Annotated in this window: 15 protein-coding genes; 10 read left to right on the plus strand and 5 right to left on the minus strand. The window is 64.1% G+C overall.

The features are described 5' to 3' along the window. Positions 1 to 230: 230 nt before the first annotated feature. Positions 231 to 1,472, minus strand: coding sequence for an LLM class flavin-dependent oxidoreductase (locus AKN83_RS32510; RefSeq protein WP_050402184.1), 1,242 nt, complete (start codon positions 1,470 to 1,472; stop codon positions 231 to 233). Positions 1,473 to 1,771: 299 nt separating this feature from the next. Between AKN83_RS32510 and AKN83_RS32515 the strand changes: the two genes are divergently transcribed. Beyond that, positions 1,772 to 3,178 carry an MFS transporter gene (locus AKN83_RS32515; protein ID WP_050402183.1) on the plus strand — a complete coding sequence of 469 codons (1,407 nt, stop codon included), beginning with the start codon at positions 1,772 to 1,774 and terminating at the stop codon, positions 3,176 to 3,178. A 208-nt stretch (positions 3,179 to 3,386) separates the two neighbouring features. Further along, entirely contained in the window at positions 3,387 to 4,562 is a 1,176-nt protein-coding gene (locus tag AKN83_RS32525; RefSeq protein WP_050402218.1) for an extracellular catalytic domain type 1 short-chain-length polyhydroxyalkanoate depolymerase, read from the plus strand. Here the strand turns inward: AKN83_RS32525 and AKN83_RS32530 are convergent, their stop codons facing one another. Continuing rightward, on the minus strand, positions 4,563 to 5,231 hold the full coding sequence (locus AKN83_RS32530) for an MBL fold metallo-hydrolase (protein WP_050402182.1): 669 nt from the start codon (positions 5,229 to 5,231) through the stop codon (positions 4,563 to 4,565). A 174-nt stretch (positions 5,232 to 5,405) separates the two neighbouring features. Between AKN83_RS32530 and AKN83_RS32535 the strand changes: the two genes are divergently transcribed. Continuing rightward, the gene (locus AKN83_RS32535) at positions 5,406 to 6,218 is read left to right on the plus strand and encodes an RMD1 family protein (RefSeq protein ID WP_050402181.1); all 813 of its coding nucleotides are present in this window, start codon (positions 5,406 to 5,408) and stop codon (positions 6,216 to 6,218) included. A gap of 190 nt (positions 6,219 to 6,408) precedes the next feature. Beyond that, positions 6,409 to 8,016 (plus strand): alpha-amylase family glycosyl hydrolase, encoded by a 1,608-nt coding sequence (locus tag AKN83_RS32540; protein WP_050402180.1) that lies wholly within the window; start codon positions 6,409 to 6,411, stop codon positions 8,014 to 8,016. On the opposite strand, the gene AKN83_RS32545 is transcribed toward AKN83_RS32540, so the two are convergent. Then, positions 8,013 to 9,701 (minus strand): alpha-amylase family protein, encoded by a 1,689-nt coding sequence (locus tag AKN83_RS32545; RefSeq protein WP_050402179.1) that lies wholly within the window; start codon positions 9,699 to 9,701, stop codon positions 8,013 to 8,015. The two genes, AKN83_RS32540 and AKN83_RS32545, sit on opposite strands and share 4 nt — an antisense overlap. A 254-nt stretch (positions 9,702 to 9,955) precedes the next feature. On the opposite strand from AKN83_RS32545, the gene AKN83_RS32550 reads away from it, so the two are divergent. Continuing rightward, positions 9,956 to 10,438, plus strand: a complete 483-nt coding sequence (locus AKN83_RS32550; protein WP_050402178.1) for an MmcB family DNA repair protein — start codon at positions 9,956 to 9,958, stop codon at positions 10,436 to 10,438. Positions 10,439 to 10,553: 115 nt separating this feature from the next. Here the strand turns inward: AKN83_RS32550 and AKN83_RS32555 are convergent, their stop codons facing one another. Both AKN83_RS32555 and AKN83_RS32560 read right to left on the minus strand, forming a co-directional pair. Beyond that, positions 10,554 to 11,108 (minus strand): ActR/PrrA/RegA family redox response regulator transcription factor, encoded by a 555-nt coding sequence (locus AKN83_RS32555; RefSeq protein ID WP_050402177.1) that lies wholly within the window; start codon positions 11,106 to 11,108, stop codon positions 10,554 to 10,556. A gap of 122 nt (positions 11,109 to 11,230) precedes the next feature. Continuing rightward, positions 11,231 to 12,562 carry an ActS/PrrB/RegB family redox-sensitive histidine kinase gene (locus AKN83_RS32560; RefSeq protein ID WP_050402176.1) on the minus strand — a complete coding sequence of 444 codons (1,332 nt, stop codon included), beginning with the start codon at positions 12,560 to 12,562 and terminating at the stop codon, positions 11,231 to 11,233. 106 nt (positions 12,563 to 12,668) lie between these two features. On the opposite strand from AKN83_RS32560, the gene AKN83_RS32565 reads away from it, so the two are divergent. The 5 genes from AKN83_RS32565 to AKN83_RS38915 form a co-directional block, all read left to right on the plus strand. Beyond that, positions 12,669 to 13,475 (plus strand): ABC transporter ATP-binding protein, encoded by an 807-nt coding sequence (locus AKN83_RS32565; protein ID WP_050402175.1) that lies wholly within the window; start codon positions 12,669 to 12,671, stop codon positions 13,473 to 13,475. Next, on the plus strand, positions 13,472 to 14,296 hold the full coding sequence (locus AKN83_RS32570) for an ABC transporter permease (RefSeq protein ID WP_050402174.1): 825 nt from the start codon (positions 13,472 to 13,474) through the stop codon (positions 14,294 to 14,296). Before AKN83_RS32565 ends, AKN83_RS32570 begins: the two co-directional genes overlap by 4 nt. A gap of 128 nt (positions 14,297 to 14,424) precedes the next feature. Next, positions 14,425 to 15,753, plus strand: a complete 1,329-nt coding sequence (locus AKN83_RS32575) for a polyhydroxyalkanoate depolymerase (RefSeq protein WP_050402173.1) — start codon at positions 14,425 to 14,427, stop codon at positions 15,751 to 15,753. A gap of 198 nt (positions 15,754 to 15,951) precedes the next feature. Next, positions 15,952 to 16,791, plus strand: a complete 840-nt coding sequence (locus AKN83_RS32580) for a M48 family metallopeptidase (protein ID WP_050402172.1) — start codon at positions 15,952 to 15,954, stop codon at positions 16,789 to 16,791. Between the two features lie 265 nt (positions 16,792 to 17,056). Beyond that, positions 17,057 to 17,276: helix-turn-helix domain-containing protein (locus tag AKN83_RS38915; RefSeq protein WP_157113349.1), on the plus strand; the 220-nt coding region annotated here is incomplete at its 3' end.

The following is a 17,276-nucleotide window of genomic DNA, read 5'->3' on the forward strand; positions in this document are numbered from 1 at the left end:
TGTCGGCGGATGACATCGCGCTGTTTGGGCTGCGCCCCCATCCTCATCGGTGTCCCGGCGAAGGCCGGGACGACGTCTGGAGGCGGTCGCGCGCGCTACCGATCTCCGTCATGCTGAGGTGCGAGCGAAGCGAGCCTCGAAGCACGACGGCCCGACCGTGGCCGTGCCTCCTTCGCGACGCGCTTCGCGCTCGCCGGGATGACGGGACGAACATCAGGACGGCTCTTCCCTCACGCCTTCTGCTTCGCCGCTTCCTTCGCGAGATCGGGCGCATTCACGGCCGGGATCGCGACGCGGCCTGTGCCGGTATGCTGGAGCGCTGCGGCGGCCTTGTCGTTCTGCATGATCTTGGCCATCACGGCCTGGCCGGCGCGTTCAAACACGGCGCGGTTGTCGACCAGGAACTGGCGCGACTTGCGCAGGCCGTCGATATAGCCGTTGATCTCGGGCACGACATAGCGCGCGACCATGTCCCAGCTGCGGCGCGTGTTCTCCGGGTTGGCCCAGTCATGGGCGAAGCCGATGATCGAGCCGACGCCGCCGGAGACGTCGACCAGGTTCTTGATCATCTTGATCAGGTCATCCGGCGTGCCGATGGTGGACGCAGCACCTTCGACGAAAGCGGTCTTGTCGACGGCCTCGTCCGCCGAGGCGAACGCGGTCAGGCCCGGCCGCATCAGGGTGCCGACGTTATATTCGTTGTGCCAGCGCAGCAGCCCGGCGCCGGCCTCGCGCCGCGCCTGCTCGCGGGTCTCGGCGATGTGCCAGGACAGCAGCACGCGCCAGTTGGCGCGGCTCACCGTGGTGCCGGCCTTCGCGGCGGCGTCCTCGGCGAATTGCCATTGCTGCGGCAGCGCCATCAGGCCCTGGGTCGACATCGAGCCAAGCGAGATGATGCCGATGCCGTACTTGCCGGCGAGCGTCATGCCCGACGGCGAGATCTGCGAGGCCACCACGAACGGCATGTCCTCCTGCAGCGGCAGGATCTGCAGCGCGGCGTCATGCATCTCGAACCAGTCGGTCTTGGCGGTGACGCGCTCGCCGTTGAACAGGCGGCGGATCACCGCGATCGCCTCGTCCTGGCGGTCGCGCTGGGTCATCGGGTCGATGCCGAGCGTATGTGCGTCGGAGGCGAGCGCGCCGGGGCCGGAGCCGAAGATGGCGCGGCCGCCGGTCATGTGGTCGAGTTGCACCATGCGCTGCGCGACGTTGAAGGGGTGATGATAGGGCAGTGAGATCACGCCGGTGCCGAGCCTGATCCGCTTGGTGCGCTCGCCGGCGGCGGCCAGAAACATTTCCGGCGAGGCGATGGTCTCCCAGCCCGAGGAATGGTGCTCGCCGCACCAGAATTCGTCGTAACCGAGCGCGTCGAGCTGCTCGACGAAATCAAGGTCGCGGCGGAATTGCAGCATCGGATGCTCGCCGATCGGGTGATGCGGGGCGAGGAAGGCTCCGAACTTGAGGCGCGCCATGGGTCGTTCTCTCCGGATGATTGTTTTCGTGGGGCTTTCCGCCAACCTACGGGGTGGCCCGGGGCAAGGCAATGCTCCGGGGTTGCGGCGCCCGCATGGTTGTTGCGCAAATCGGCGGCGATTGCCGTCCTCCGGAATGTTTCCCAGCGCATCAACGCAAATTGCGCGACGGAGCGCAGGCAAGCGGGGGATGGTCATGGATGACGTGCCCGTGAACCAACGCTTACGTCCGAGGTAATCGAGCTGATGACCGGAATCTGCTGATGTCCGCCATAACGTCATTTCGGGCAGGACCGGGCATGCACCAGATCGTTTCGACACGGGCGGAGACCTCCCGCCGCTGGTGGGTGCTCGCGATCGTGGTGTCGGCACAATTCATGTTCGGCGTGGATGCCTTCATCGTCAACGTCGCGATCCCGACCATTGCGACGGAGCTGCATGCGACGCCGGCGCAGCTCGAGGCCGTGATCGCGATCTATCTGATCGCTTACGCGACGCTGGTGGTCACCGGCGGCCGGCTCGGCGATATCTACGGCACAAGGAACGTGTTCGTTGCCGGCGTCGCGGGCTTCTCGTTGACCTCGCTGTGGTGCGGTCTGGCGCAGTCCGGACCCGAGTTGATCGTCGCGCGGCTCGCGCAGGGCGCGACGGCGGCGCTGATGGTGCCGCAGGTCTTGGCGACGCTGCATCTCTTGTTCTCCGATGCCGCCCGCGCGCGGGCGTTCGGCATCTACGGCATCGTGCTGGGGCTCGCCGGCGCGGCCGGCTTCATGCTTGGCGGCGTGCTGGTGGCGCTCGATCTCGCCGGCCTCGGCTGGCGCGCGGTGTTCTTCGTCAACGTGCCGTTCGGCGTCATCATCATCGCTGCCGCGCTGAAGATCATGCCGACGGTGCCGCGCCGATCCGGCACGCGGCTCGATCTTCCCGGCGCCATCGTGCTGTTTGCGGGCCTGCTGTGCCTGATCGGGCCGCTGCTGTTCGGTCACGATCTCGACTGGACGGCATGGGTCTGGCTGGTGATGGCGGTAGGTGTTGCGATCATTGCCGCCTTCGTGCGCTTCGAGCGCAGCGTCGCCCGCGGCGGCGGCATGCCGCTGATCGATCTGTCGCTGCTGTCCGATCGCGCCTTCATGCGCGGCCTGGTTGCGGTGTTTTTCTTCTTCTTCGCCAATCTGTCCTTCTACCTGGTCATGACCATGTTCATGCAGAAGGGCTTGCGGATCGCGCCGCTGGAGGCCGGGCTGGTGTTCGTGCCGCTGGCGCTGACCTTCGTGATCGCCTCGCGCCACAGCGGCGTGCGCGCGAGGCATCGCGGCACGCTGGTGCTGATCGAGGGCTGCGCGCTGCAGATCGTCGGGCTCGCCGTGCTGGTCGCGACGGTTCAGGCGATCGCATCACCGTCGGCGCCGCTGCTCGCACTGGTGCTCGTCATCTTCGGCTACGGCCAGGGTCTGGTGATGGCGCCGCTGTCGAGCGCGGTGCTGTCGAGCGTGAAGCCTGCAAGTGCCGGTGCCGGCTCCGGCATGTACGGCACGACGACGCAGATAGGCAACGCGGCCGGCGTTGCCGCGATCGGCGCAGTGTTCTTCGCCGTCGAGACTGCGGCATCTGCGCGTCTGGCGCTGTTTGCGGCATGCGCATTGTTTGTGCTGTCGATCATTATTTCAGCCGCATTTCTGTCATGGATGCGACGTGCGCGCGCATAGATCCGCGCGATCTGGCGCAGACTTTCGAAAAGTTGGTGCCCGAACAAGGTGCTAAGGCAACTATCTCGGCTAGCCCGTCGCGCGATCACGCGTTAATGCCGATTCTCACATTTCCGCAGGGAAAGACAGCGCACGGTCTTTTCATTTTGCAGTGCAGCAATTATCTGATCGGGTGACACAGAAGAGTGAATCACCTCAGGAGTTGCTGTTGTCCCTGGTCAACAACGTCGAATTCTTGCGTCATCTGCCAAAGATGAACGCGTTCAACGGTCTCAGTGCGCTTGCGCCGGCCGTGCCGACGCCGCTCGTCGAGACGACCGAATTCGGCGTCAATCCCGGCGATCTGAAGATGTTCTCGTTCGTGCCCGCGCAACTGGCGCGGTCGCCTGCGCTCGTCGTGGTGCTGCATGGCTGCGGCCAGACGGCTGCGTCCTATGATCTCGGCGCCGGTTGGTCGACATTGGCGAAGCATTACGGCTTTGCGCTGCTGATGCCCGAGCAGCAGGCGATCAATAACGGCAACACTTGTTTCAACTGGTTCAATCCGCAGGACATCGCGCGCGGGCAGGGCGAAGCCTGTTCGATCCGGCAGATGATCGCGCAGATGGTCGGCGCGCATCAGATCGATCCGCGCCGCATCTATGTGACTGGACTGTCCGCCGGTGGCGCGATGGCCTCGGTCATGCTCGCGACCTATCCGGATGTGTTCGCGGCCGGCGCCATCATCGCCGGCCTGCCGTTCGGCGTCGCCACTGATCTGCGCGAGGCGCTCAATGCCATGATGCATGCGAGCGCACTGTCCGCGCCCGAGCTCGGTGGTCTGGTCCGCAACGCGTCCACGCATGACGGCGCATGGCCGAAGATCTCGGTGTGGCACGGCAGCGCCGACCGCACCGTGCATCCAGGCAATGCCGATGCGATCGTACGGCAGTGGCTCGACGTTCACGGCTTGCCGCTGACCGCAATGTCGAAGGCGCATGTCGACGGCCATCCCCGCGAGGTCTGGTGGAACGCCGACGGCGAAACGCTGGTCGAATCGTTCTCCATCACCGACATGGCGCATGGCACGCCGCTCGGGCTGGCCGACAATGACGAGCGCTATGGCGTGGAGGGAGCGTTCCTGATCGAGGCCGGGATTTCCTCGTCGTATCACATCGCGAGCTTCTTCGGCCTGACCGACAAGGTCCGTCAGCCGCATATCGCGCCGACCGGAGTCCCGCGCGAGCGCGCCGACACGATCTCGATGACAATCCCGGTGCCTGCCGAAGCGCCCGAGGTCGCATCCGGCCGCAAGAGCGACCGGCCGCGCAAGCGACGGAGCAGGGCTGTCGACGTTGGCGGCGTCATCACGCGGGCGCTGACCGCCGCAGGCCTGATGAAGTAACTACATCTCGCCGGTCAGGAACGGGTTCGTCATCCGCTCCTGGCCGATGCTTGATCCGGCGCCGTGGCCGCAGATGAAGCCGACGTCGTCGCCGAGCGGCAGCAGCTTCTCCTTGATCGACTTGATCAGTTCCGGATGGCTGCCGCCGGGCAGGTCGGTGCGCCCGACCGAGCCGGCGAACAGCACGTCGCCGACATGGGCGAAGCGCAGCTCCTTGTTGAAGAACACCACGCTGCCCGGTGAGTGGCCGGGGCAGTGCAGGATATCGAAGGTGAGGTCGCCGATCGAGACCTGATCGCCCTCGTCGAGCCAGCGATCCGGTCCAAAATTGCGCACCCCGGTCATGCCGAAGCGCTCGCCGCTCGAGACCACGTTATCGAGCAGGTATTTGTCCGCGATATGCGGGCCCTCGATCTTGACCTGTAGCGCATCGCGCAGTTCGGCGGCGCCGCCGACATGGTCGATATGGCCGTGGGTCAGCCAGATCTTCTCGACTGTCACGCCGGTCTGCTTGATCGCGGCCTGGATCTTCGCGACGTCCCCGCCGGGGTCGATCACCACGGCCTTCTTGGTCGGCTCGTCCCAGATGATGGTGCAGTTCTGCTCGAACAGCGTCACCGGCACGATGATCGCGCCGGCCTTTGGTTTGGTGTCGGTTGTCTCGTTCATGGGGGCACCATAGGCTACCGGGAAATGCCGTCAACACAAACGCCAAATGCGCTTGCCCCGGCGTGTGATCCCAAAACGGACCGTGATAAGGTCACCTCCAGCCGAACAGGTTCGTGAGCAGGCTGGCATGCAGTTGCTCTCGATCCCGATTAAGTCCTCGCAGTCCGGAACTTCATGACCCAGGCCCCTAATTCACCGCTCGGCGGACCCCGGACCACCGCCCGCGCCTTCTTCGTCGCGGACCGCATCAACACGTCCGGCCTCGAACGCGGCGACGTGCTGGCCACGACGCCGTTGGCGTTTCGCGTCAATGACAACGGTGTGGCGATCCTGTTCCGCTATGGCGTCGTGGTCCTGATCGGCCTCAATGCGCTGGAGGAAGATGAATTCCTGCGCAGCCTGCAGTCGCGCATGACCGGTCTGTTCACGCGGCGCGAGGAGGAGATCGCAATCATCGAGCTCGCCGCCGAGAAGGAAGACCAGATTCCGCCGGGCGGTCCGATCTATCTGCAAAGCCTGTCGCCGGAGCGGCTGATCCTGGTCGGCGAAGCGCTGGCCAAGAGCGTAGTGCTGGCGCGGCATGAGCGTGAGGTCCGGGCGGTGTTCGACACCACCGAGCCGTTGGCGCGCGAGCTCGCCAAGGGCGGCCAGGTCCGTGGCGGCCGCGTTGCGATCCTCAAGCACATCGGCAATGCGCTGTTGGTGCGGCATCGTGTGGCCGGCCCGGTCGAGGTGTCGGAGAAGCCCGACATCCTCTGGGACAAGCCGCACCTCGAACGCCTCTATGCCCGGCTCGAGGACGAGTACGAGTTGAAAGAGCGTGCGGAATCGCTGAACCGCAAGCTAGCAGTCGTCGCCGAGACCGCGCAGGTGCTGACCGACATCATCGACACCAGCCGCTCGCTGCGGCTCGAGCTGATCATTGTCTTCCTGATCCTGTTCGAGGTGCTGATCACCATTTATCAGCTGGCGGTGGCCCGGCATTAGGCTTGCTCGTAGCCCGGATGGAGCGAAGCGAAATCCGGGAATCTCGCCAGTTGTGCCAGTGGTCCCCGGATTGCGCTTCGCTCGATCCGGGCTCCGCGCTACGCCGCCATCTTTCCGTCCTGAATTATGCGTCATCCCTGAACTTGCGGACAACCCCGGGGACACGGGGGCGACGAGCGAGGGGGAATGGATGGACCAGGACGACAGGGACTGGTGGCGGCGCGGCATCTTCTATCAGGTCTATCCGCGCTCGTTCGGGGATAGCGACGGCGATGGCGTCGGCGATATCAGGGGGATCATCGCGCGGCTGCCTTATCTGAGGCGACTTGGCGTCGACGCGGTCTGGCTGTCGCCGATCTTCACCTCGCCGATGGCCGATTTCGGTTACGACATCTCCGACTACACCGGCATCGATCCGCTGTTCGGGACGATGGAGGATTTCGACGCGCTGGTCGCGGCCGCGCACGATTCCGGCCTCAAGCTGATCCTCGATCTGGTGCCGAACCATACATCGGATCAGCATCCTTGGTTCATCGAGGCGAAGAGCTCGCGCGATAACCCGAAGCGCGACTGGTACATCTGGCGCGATCCGGCGCCGGATGGCGGTCCACCCAACAACTGGCTGTCGGAGTTCGGCGGCAGCGCCTGGACGTATGACGAGGCCTCCGGCCAATACTACTATCACGCCTTCCTCGCGCAGCAGCCCGATCTCAACTGGCGCAATCGCGAGGTCAGGGACGCGATCTACGATGTGATGCGATTCTGGCTGCGCAAGGGCGTCGACGGCTTTCGCGTCGACGTGATCTGGCACCTGATCAAGGATGCCGAATTCCGCGACAATCCGCCGAACCCGCATTATCGCGAGGGCCGGCCACCGCACGAGAAGGTGCTGACGCAATATTCGACCGATCAGCTCGAAGTGCACGCCGTGATCACCGAGATGCGCCGCGTCACCGAGGAGTTCGACAACCGCGTGCTGATCGGCGAAATCTACCTGCCGCTGCACCGGCTGGTCGCCTATTACGGCAATGATCTGCGCGGCGCGCAGATGCCGTTCAATTTCGCGCTGCTGTCGACCTTGTGGAGTGCGCGCGCGGTCGAGCAGATCATCGCCGACTATGAGAAGGCGCTGCCGCCGGGGGCGTGGCCGAACTGGGTGCTCGGCAATCACGACCGGCCGCGGGTGGCGAGCCGGGTCGGACCTGCGCAGGCGCCGGTCGCGGCGATGCTGCTGCTGACGCTGCGCGGCACCCCGACGCTGTATTACGGCGACGAGATCGGCATGCGTCAGCTTGCGATCGCGCCGCACGAGGTGCGCGATCCCTTCGAGAAGAACGTGCCTGGCATTGGCGTCGGCCGCGACGGCTGCCGCACCCCGATGCAATGGAGCGCCGAGCGCTATGCCGGTTTCTCGACCGCGCGGCCGTGGCTGCCGCTGGCGCAGGATTTCGCCCGCGACAATGTCGCGAGCCTCGAGGCGGACCGGGCGTCGATCCTCAATTTCTACAAGGCGCTGATCGCGCTGCGGCGAAAGCTGCCGCAGCTCGTCCATGGCAGCTACGAGCCGGCAGCGGCGCATGGCGATGTCCTGCTCTACCGGCGGCGCAGCGCCGAGGGCGTCGTCGTAATTGCGCTGAATTTCGGCGCGGCGCCCGCGTCGGTCTCCTCCAGCGCCATCGGCTTCAGCAACGAGGTGCTGCTCTCGACCTTCATGGACCGGCAGGGCGAGAAGATCGAAGGCGTGCTCGACCTGCGCGGCAATGAGGGCGTGATCCTCGGCCCGCACCAGGATGATTAGCGGGATGTGCGGGGCGTCTTGGTATCGATATCGCTGCGCTTGAGCAGGTAGTCGAGCCCGCCGACCCGGTACCAGCGATAGCCGTAGGCCTCGATCAGAAGCTTGTGACGGCCATCGCCGCCGCGGCTGTGATCCTCGGTCAGCAGGTTGACCAGGAGATTACCGGCGTCGTCGGGTAGCCCAACGTCGAAAGAAATCTCGAGCGGCTTCTCCGCGAAATTGTGCACGAACAGCACCGAGTTGTTGCGCCAGTCGTAACGAATGACCAGAACGGCAGGATTTCGGGTGCTGATAACCTTGAAGTCCCCCCAGCCGATCTCGGGGACTTCCTTGCGCATGCGAATGATGCGTTCGGTCCAGTTCAGCATCGAATTCGGGTCGCGTCGCTGCTTGGCGGCGTTGACGTGTTCATAGCCATACGGACCTTGGTCGATCACGGGCACACATGGCCGATCGCTCTCGGTAAAGCCGCCATGCGGCTCGGTCGACCATTGCATCGGCGTGCGCGCGCAAGTGCGCTCGGGCAAATCGAGATTGTCACCCATGCCGAGTTCATCGCCGTAGCGGATCACGGGCGTGCCGGGCAGCGTGCACATCAGACTGTAGGCGAGCTCCAGGCGCCGCCGGTCGCCGCCCAGCATGGGCGCGAGGCGTCGACGAATGCCGCGGTCATAGAGCTGCATGCTCTTCTCGGGACCGAACGCCTTGAACACTGTCTCGCGCTGCGCCTTGGTCAGGCGGCCGAGGTCGAGCTCGTCGTGGTTGCGCAGGAACAGGCCCCATTGCGCCGTTGGAGGCCGTGGCTTGGTCGCCGTCAATGCCTTCGCCAGCGGCTTCGTATCGGCCGATGCCAGCGCGTAGAACAGATGCTGATTGACGTGGAAATTGAACATCATCTGCATGCGGTCGCCGTCGCGCCCGAAATACTCCATGTCGGTCTCGGGCAGTACATTGGCCTCGGCGAGGATGATCGCGTTGCCCTGGCGCCATTGCAGGAATTCGCGGAACGATCGCAGCATGTCGTATTGCTCGACCGGCTTGCGGACCGATGCGCCCTTGGTCGCGATCACGAAGGGCACGGCGTCCATGCGGAAGCCGGAGACGCCGAGCTGAATCCAGAACCCCATGATCTTGAGGATCTCGGCCTGCACGTGCGGATTCGATGTGTTGAGGTCCGGCTGGAAATCGTAGAAGCGATGGAAATACCAGGCGCCTGCCTGCTTGTCGCGCGTCCAGGTCGATTTCTGAACGCCGGGAAACACCATGCCCGTGTTGGCGTTGGCCGGCTTCTTGTCCGACCAGACGTACCAGTTGCGAAAGGGCGAGTCCTTTGAGCTCCGTGCGGATTTGAACCAGGCGTGCTGATCCGAGGTGTGATTGACGACGAGGTCGATGATCACGCGGATGCCGCGTTGCTGGCAGCCATGGGTGAACTCGACGAAATCGCCCAGCGTGCCGTAGCGCGGATCGACGCCGTAATAGTCCGAGATGTCGTAGCCGCCGTCCCTGTTGGGCGAAGTCTGAAATGGCATCAGCCAGATCGTGGTGATGCCCAGCCCATCCAGATAATCCAGACGCCGCAGCAGGCCGCTGAAATCGCCAATGCCATCGCCATTGGCATCCATATAGGTGCCTACAGACAGGCAGTAGATCACGCCATTCTTGTACCAGAGGTCGTCGATCACGAGGCTATCCTCTCCGGTCCGCCGTGGCGGTTCGGAGATAAGCGGCGAGGCGGCAACGGGTTCCTGCCCGAAGTGTCGTCCCGCAAGGTGCAGGCCGACACCATGAGCCGACACCATGAGCCGTGCAGCGTATCCTCGACCAGCGGTCGAACGATGATGCCTTCGGCGCGCTCCTGCGGTGGTCGGCGACGTATTTGTCGCGCCGGCTCCACTTTTCCGGATCATGCTCGCGCGGAATCGGCTAATCTCGTCGAATGGAGTTATCGGCCCGCCAGATCGCGCTCGTGCCCGCGCCCGACCGACGCCAGTCGGAGACCGCGCTTGCGATCGCGCGCGGCACCGCGCGGCTTTTGAGATCGCTGGGTTTTTCCTGCATCAGCGAATTGCCTCTGCCGTCCGGCCGCCGCGCCGATCTGGTCGCGCTCAACGAACGCGGCGAGATCTGGATCGTCGAGATCAAGTCATCGCTCGAGGATCTGCGCGCCGACCAGAAATGGCAGGACTACCGGATGCATTGCGACCGGCTGTTCTTCGCATTCACGCAGGATCTGCCATGCGAGATCTTCCCCGCCGACACCGGCCTGATCATCGCCGACGCCTACGGGGCGCATCTGCATTGCGAGGCGCCGGAGCATCGCCTGCCTGCGGCCACCCGCAAGGCGATGACGGTGCGGTTTGCGATGGCGGCGGCGCAGCGGATCAATCGCCTGGTCGATCCGCAGGGGCACGAATTTTAGAAGCGCGGTTCCGTAGGATGGCTGGAGCGAAGCGGTCTCGCTCCGCTTCCACCCATCCTGCAAAAGCAAATGGCCGGGCAGTAACCCGGCCATCGCAAAACAATATCAATGCCGCTTAGCGCGGCGCGCGCTTGGCGAGGATGCGCTGCAGGGTCCGGCGGTGCATGTTGAGGCGGCGCGCGGTCTCCGAGACGTTGCGGTTGCACATCTCGTAGATGCGCTGGATGTGCTCCCAGCGCACCCGGTCCGCCGACATCGGATTGGCCGGCAGCTCGGACTTCTCGGTGCCGGTCGCAAGCAACGCAGCAACGACGTCATCGGCGTCGGCAGGCTTCGAGAGATAGTCGACGGCGCCCATCTTCACCGCGGTGACGGCGGTCGCGATGTTGCCGTAGCCGGTGAGAACGATCGCGCGCGCCTCGGGACGCTTGCGCTTCAACGCCGAGACGACGTCGAGGCCGTTGCCGTCGCCGAGGCGGAGGTCGACGACCGCGAAAGCGGGCGCGGCGCGGCCGATCTCGGCGAGACCATCAGACACCGTGTCGCATGACTTCACTGCGAACCCGCGCGTCTCCATCGCGCGCGACAGGCGTTCCAGGAACGGCTTGTCGTCCTCGACAATGAGGAGCGAGCGGTCGGCATGGTCATTCAGTTCAGCGATGGCGTTCACGATCCATTTTTCCCTGTGGCAGACATCCAATATATGGGGGCCTACTGCGGCGCTGCCAAGGCAGCCGAAAGTCGCGTGCAGCTCTGGAAAGAGCGCTGCATCCGGTATGCCAGGAGGTGCGATTAAGAACCTTTCTCAGGACTCGGCTTCGTCGCCAGTGCGGCTTCCTCGAAGCGCTCGCGGGGCCAGACGATCTGCACCACGGCGCCGTGATCGGGGAACGGCCGATTGGTAAACGACACCTTGGCTCCGGTACGTTCCAGCAGCGTTCTTGCGATGAAAACGCCCAAGCCCAGGCCGCCACGGGCGTTTTGGGCCTCATCTGCGCCCCGGCGGCGCGACAAATACGGCTCGCCGATCCGCTTCAGCATGTCAGGTGCGATGCCCGGGCCGTCGTCGGAGACGACGATCTCGATGGTTTCGGCGTTCCACCACGCGTTCACCTCGACGGTCTGGTGCGCGAAATCGACCGCATTTTCCAGAATGTTTCCGACGCCGTAAAGGATCGCGGGATTGCGCGCCGCGACCGGTTCGCGCGTTGCTGCGACAGCAAGCCGCACCTTGATGTTGATGCCGAAATCGCGATGCGGCGCCACCGCCTCCTCGATCAGGGTCGACAGCTTCATGGTGTCGAACGGCGCGCCGCTCGATGACAATTGCGCAATCTTGCTCAGGATGTCGCGGCAGCGCTGCGCCTGTTCGCGCACCGTCTTGAGGTCGCCGGCGATCGCTGGATCATGCACCGTCTTCTCGAGCTCGCGCGAGATCAGGAAGATTGTCGACAGTGGCGTGCCGAGCTCGTGCGCGGCGGCGGCGGCGAGGCCGTCGAGCTGGGTCAGATGTTGCTCGCGCGTCAGCACCAGCTCGGTCGCGGCGAGCGCATCGGAGAGCTGGCGGGCCTCCTCGGTCACCTGGAATGCGTAAAGGCTGGTGACACCGATCGCGAGCAGGATCGAGAGCCAGACGCCGACCAGATAGATCGGCGGCAGCACCAGCGGATCGTCGCCATCCCAGGGCAGCGGCAGATGGTAGAAGAACAGCGCCGAGGCGCAGGCGACTGCAAGGCAGCCGAGCGCGATTGTCAGCCGGATCGGCAGCACCGTGGCCGAGATCAGCACCGGCGCCAGGAACAGGAACGAGAACGGGTTCTGCAATCCGCCGGTGAAGTACAGCAGGCCGCCGAGCTCGACGATGTTGATGGCGAGCAGGGCCGCGGCATAGGCCGGCTCCAGCCGCTGCATCGGGTTGAAGGCGATCTGCAGCGCCAGATTGAGCAGCGCCGAGAACGCCACGATGATGACGCAGGGGACGATCGGAACGTCGAACTCCAGTCCCTGGGCCACGATAAAGATCGCGACGAGCTGGCCTAGCGCGGCAAGCCAGCGCAGCCGCAGGATCGTATCCAGGCGGACGTAGCGGCGAGGTTGGCGGAAATCAGAAGCGACGTCGGTCATGTCAGGGACCTTAGCTGTGCCGTGGGCGGCGCACAAATTCGCGACTTAGCGCAAGCACGCGAGGCAAGCCTTGCGCTTATTGTCGCAATGGCTCAATGACGGCCATATGCAACAGAGCGGGACGGGTCAGGGACACGCGCCCGCGGCCGATCAGGGCGGATCGGCCGCGATCGACGTTGCGCATCTGGTCAAGGTCTACAAGGCCACCCGCGCGGTCGACGACATTTCCTTCCGCATCGCGCGCGGCAGCATCACCGGCCTGCTCGGCGGCAACGGCGCCGGCAAGACCACGACGATCGCGATGATCATGGGGCTGGTGCTGCCGACCTCGGGCAGCGTCGCGGTGCTGGGCGCAAAAATTCCGGAACAGCGCTACGAGGTGCTGGGCCGGATGAATTTCGAGAGCCCCTATGTCGACATGCCGATGCGGCTCACGGTGCGGCAGAACCTGACCATCTTCGGGCGACTTTATGCCGTGAAACATCTGCGCGAGCGGATCGACCAGCTCGCCGCCGATCTCGATCTCAAGGAATTCTTGGACCGCTCCAACGGCAAGCTCTCCGCCGGGCAGAAGACCCGCGTCGCGCTGGCCAAGGCGCTGATCAACGAGCCGGATCTGTTGCTGCTCGACGAGCCGACCGCATCGCTCGACCCGGATACCGCCGACTGGGTGCGGCAGCATCTCGAGACCTACCGCAAGACCCACAACGCGACCATCCTGCTGGCCTCGCACAACATGCTGGAGGTCGAGCGCCTCTGCGACCGCGTCATCATCATGAAGCGCGGCAAGATCGAGGACGACGACAGCCCCGAGGCGATCATGGCGCGCTACAACCGCGACACGCTGGAAGAGGTGTTTCTCGACGTGGCGCGCGGTCGCCTCCGGGAGGGCGCGCCAGAGGGGACACCATGAGCGAGATCGTCAGCCATCAGCCGCGCGGCATTTCACTGCAACGCATCAATGCGATGGTGCTGCGCTATTGGTATTTGCTGATGTCGTCGTGGCCGCGGCTGCTGGAATTGGTCTACTGGCCGGCCTTGCAGATCATCACCTGGGGTTTCCTGCAGAACTACATCTCGCAGGCGTCCGGCTTCTTCGCCAGGGCGGGCGGCACGCTGATCGGCGCCGTGATCCTGTGGGATATCCTGTTTCGCGGCCAGCTCGGCTTCTCGATCTCGTTCCTGGAAGAGATGTGGGCGCGCAATCTCGGCAACCTGATGATGAGCCCGCTGAAGCCGATCGAATTCCTGCTCTCGCTGATGATCATGAGCCTGATCCGGCTTGCCATCGGCGTGATCCCGATGACGCTGCTGGCGCTGTTCTTTTTCGGCTTCAACTTCTACGCCATCGGGCTGCCGCTGATCGCGTTCTTCTGCAACCTGATCTTCACCAGCTGGTCGGTCGGCGTATTCGCCTCGGGCCTCGTGCTGCGCAACGGGTTAGGGGCGGAAAGCATCGTCTGGACGCTGATGTTCGCGGTGATGCCACTCGCCTGCATCTACTATCCGGTCGAGGTGCTGCCCACTTGGCTGCAATATGTCGCCTGGACGCTGCCGCCGACCTATGTGTTCGAAGGCATGCGGTCGCTGCTGATCGACCACGTCTTCCGCGCCGACCTGATGGCCTGGGCGCTGGCCATCAATGCCATCCTGTTCGTTGCCTCTTTTGCGGTCTTCCTTGCCCTTTTGCAGAGCGCCAAGCGCAACGGATCGCTGCTCGCGGGTGGTGAATAAATGTCACTTTCACGTGGATTCTCGGTGTTTTAGCCCGATATCGGCCCCAGATTCGGCTCGCAGCGCATTGACGCATTGTTACGCAGCGGTCATTCTGCTGCGGCGCAAAACAGGGGTCTGAAAATACTATGCCCATCGGTGAATTTGGCGGTGCCCCGCCACTAGCGGCGGAAGGCAGCCCGGCACTCACGACGCCGCTATACTGGATGTATGAGATGGCGCATGCGTCGCTCAATCCGGTACGCGCCGTGACGGACGCCACCAAGATCCTGTTTCAGAACCCGCTCAATCCGTGGACGCACACCGAGTTCGGCAAGTCGATCGCCGCCGGCTGCGAGTTGTTCGAGCGCACCACGCGCCGCTACGGCAAGCCGGATTGGAACCTGCCGACCACCGAGGTCAACGGTATCCGCACCGCGGTCGAGGTTCGCACGGTCTGGGAAAGGCCGTTCTGCCGCCTGCTGCATTTCGATCGCAAGCTGACGCGCCCGTTGCGCGCGCCGCAACCGCGGGTGCTGATCGTGGCGCCGATGTCGGGCCACTATGCGACGCTGCTGCGCGGCACGGTCGAAGCGTTCCTGCCGACGCATGAAGTCTACATCACCGACTGGGCCGACGCGCGCATGGTGCCGCTCGCGGAAGGCCGGTTCGATCTCGATGACTATGTCGATTACGTGATCGAGATGCTGCATGCGCTCGGCGGCAACATGCATGTCATCGCGGTGTGCCAGCCCTCGGTGCCGGTGGTTGCGGCGGTCTCCGTAATGGAGGCGAATCACGACCCGTTCGTGCCGCTGTCGATGACGCTGATGGGTGGTCCGATCGACACCAGACGCAATCCGACCGCGGTCAACGATCTGGCTGCGGAGCGCGGCATCGAATGGTTCCGCAACAATGTCATCACCAAGGTGCCGTTCCCGCATCCGGGTGTGATGCGCGACGTCTATCCGGGCTTCCTGCAGCTCAACGGCTTCATCAGCATGAACCTGGATCGGCACATGGACGCGCACAAGGCGCTGTTCGCCAATCTGGTGAAGGGTGACGGCGATCTCGTCGACAAGCACCGTGAATTCTATGACGAATATCTCGCGGTGATGGACCTCACTGCCGAGTATTACCTGCAGACCGTCGACCTCGTGTTCGTCAAGCATGCGCTGCCGAAGGGCGAGATGACTCATCGCGGCAAGCCGGTCGATCCGTCGAAGATCCGCCGCGTCGCGCTGATGACGGTCGAAGGCGAGAAGGACGACATCTCCGGTCTCGGTCAGACAGAGGCAACGCACGCGCTCTGCACCGCGATTCCGAACCATCGCCGCGTGCACTATGTGCAGAAGGGCGTCGGCCACTACGGCGTGTTCAACGGCTCGCGTTTCCGCTCCGAAATCGTGCCTCGGATCTCCGATTTCATGGTTTCGGCGGCCAATACCCGGCTTTCGCTGGTTGCCGCGGCCGAATAGGTATCACCCCGGCCGTGATTGCTGCGGTCGCGCAAGTCACTGATTTAACTAAAAGAATCTCAAATCAGCGAAGGCTCAAGTGATGAATTTATTTTCATTCCTTGGGTCTTTTTTGCGACTCTGATTCATCGCAAAAATACCGGTTCCGACCCCAGCCTGTAGAGGTCAATTAACGGCCAGCCCCTGTATATTGGGCAAATGATTTGTTTTTGCGCCGAGCGCTTTCCCTGGCGGCGGATATGGCAAAGTTCGGGCGAACTCCTGCTCCCCGGACTCTCAGAAATGGCTACTCGCGCCCTCCTCTATCGGCGGCCTGCCGAACCCGCGACCGTATTGGTCAGACACGGCTCCCAGTTCTTCACCGTCAGGCTGCGCCGGCACAGGCGCGCGCGCCGCTACACCCTCAGGATACATCCGACTGACCGCGAAGCGATCCTGACCATGCCGCCACGCGGCACGATCGTGGAGGCGAAGGAGTTCGCCAACATTCATGGCGGCTGGATCGCCGCCCGCCTCGGCCGTTTGCCGAAGGCCGCGCCGTTCCAGCCCGGCACCGTGGTGCCGCTCCGCGGCGTGCCGCATCGGCTGGTGCATCGCTCGGGCGAACGCGGCACGGTCTGGACCGAGACGCGCGACAGCGGCGAGAAGATCCTTTGCGTCGCCGGCGGCGTCGAGCACATGGACCGCCGGGTGCACGACTTCCTCAAGCGCGAGGCGCGCAAGGACCTGCAGAAGGCGGCTGCACTTCACGCAGCGGAACTCGGTGTACGGGTGCGGCGGATCTCGATCCGCGACCAGTCCAGCCGCTGGGGCTCGTGCACCTCGGCGGGTTCGCTGTCGTTCTCGTGGCGGTTGATCCTGGCGCCGCCCTTCGTGCTCGATTACCTCGCCGCGCATGAAGTAGCCCATCTCGTCGAGATGAACCACTCGGCGCGGTTCTGGCGGGTGGTCGACAGGGTCTGCGCGTCGGTCACGCGCGCCAAGAACTGGCTCGACACCCACGGCAACGACCTGCACCGCTACGGGATTCAGGAGTAGGCAAGCTCTCCAATCCGACCTCCGCTGTCATCACCCGCGAAAGCGCGCGATCCAGTATTCCAGAGGCATTTGTATTCAGCCGATAAGCCGCGGCGTACAGGGTCCCCCGCTTTCGCGGGGGATGACGGTCTGAGCGTGAATGCAGGCGCGGTACGTAGCCCGGATGCAGCGTAAGCGTAATCCGGGGCAGCTTTCACCGATGGCGTGGAGTGCACCCCAAAAGTGAGACACGGGAAATTAGGGACAGTTCTCTAACGGAGAACCTATGCCCAACAAATCACCCCGTGTTTTCAGCCGAGAGTTCAAGCTTGAGGCGGTTCGCCGCATTCTGGCGGGCGAGCGGATAAGGGCGCTTTCAGACGAGCTGAAGGTGCTGCGCAAGGATCTCTACGCCTGGCGCGATCTATTTCGGGCAGGCGGGGCGGCAGCGCTGCGGCCGATCGGCCGCCCGCGCAAAAGCGATGCCGTTGTGCCGAGCCTAAAGG

The sequence above is a fragment of the Bradyrhizobium embrapense genome, assembly GCF_001189235.2.
Lineage (GTDB): Bacteria > Pseudomonadota > Alphaproteobacteria > Rhizobiales > Xanthobacteraceae > Bradyrhizobium > Bradyrhizobium embrapense.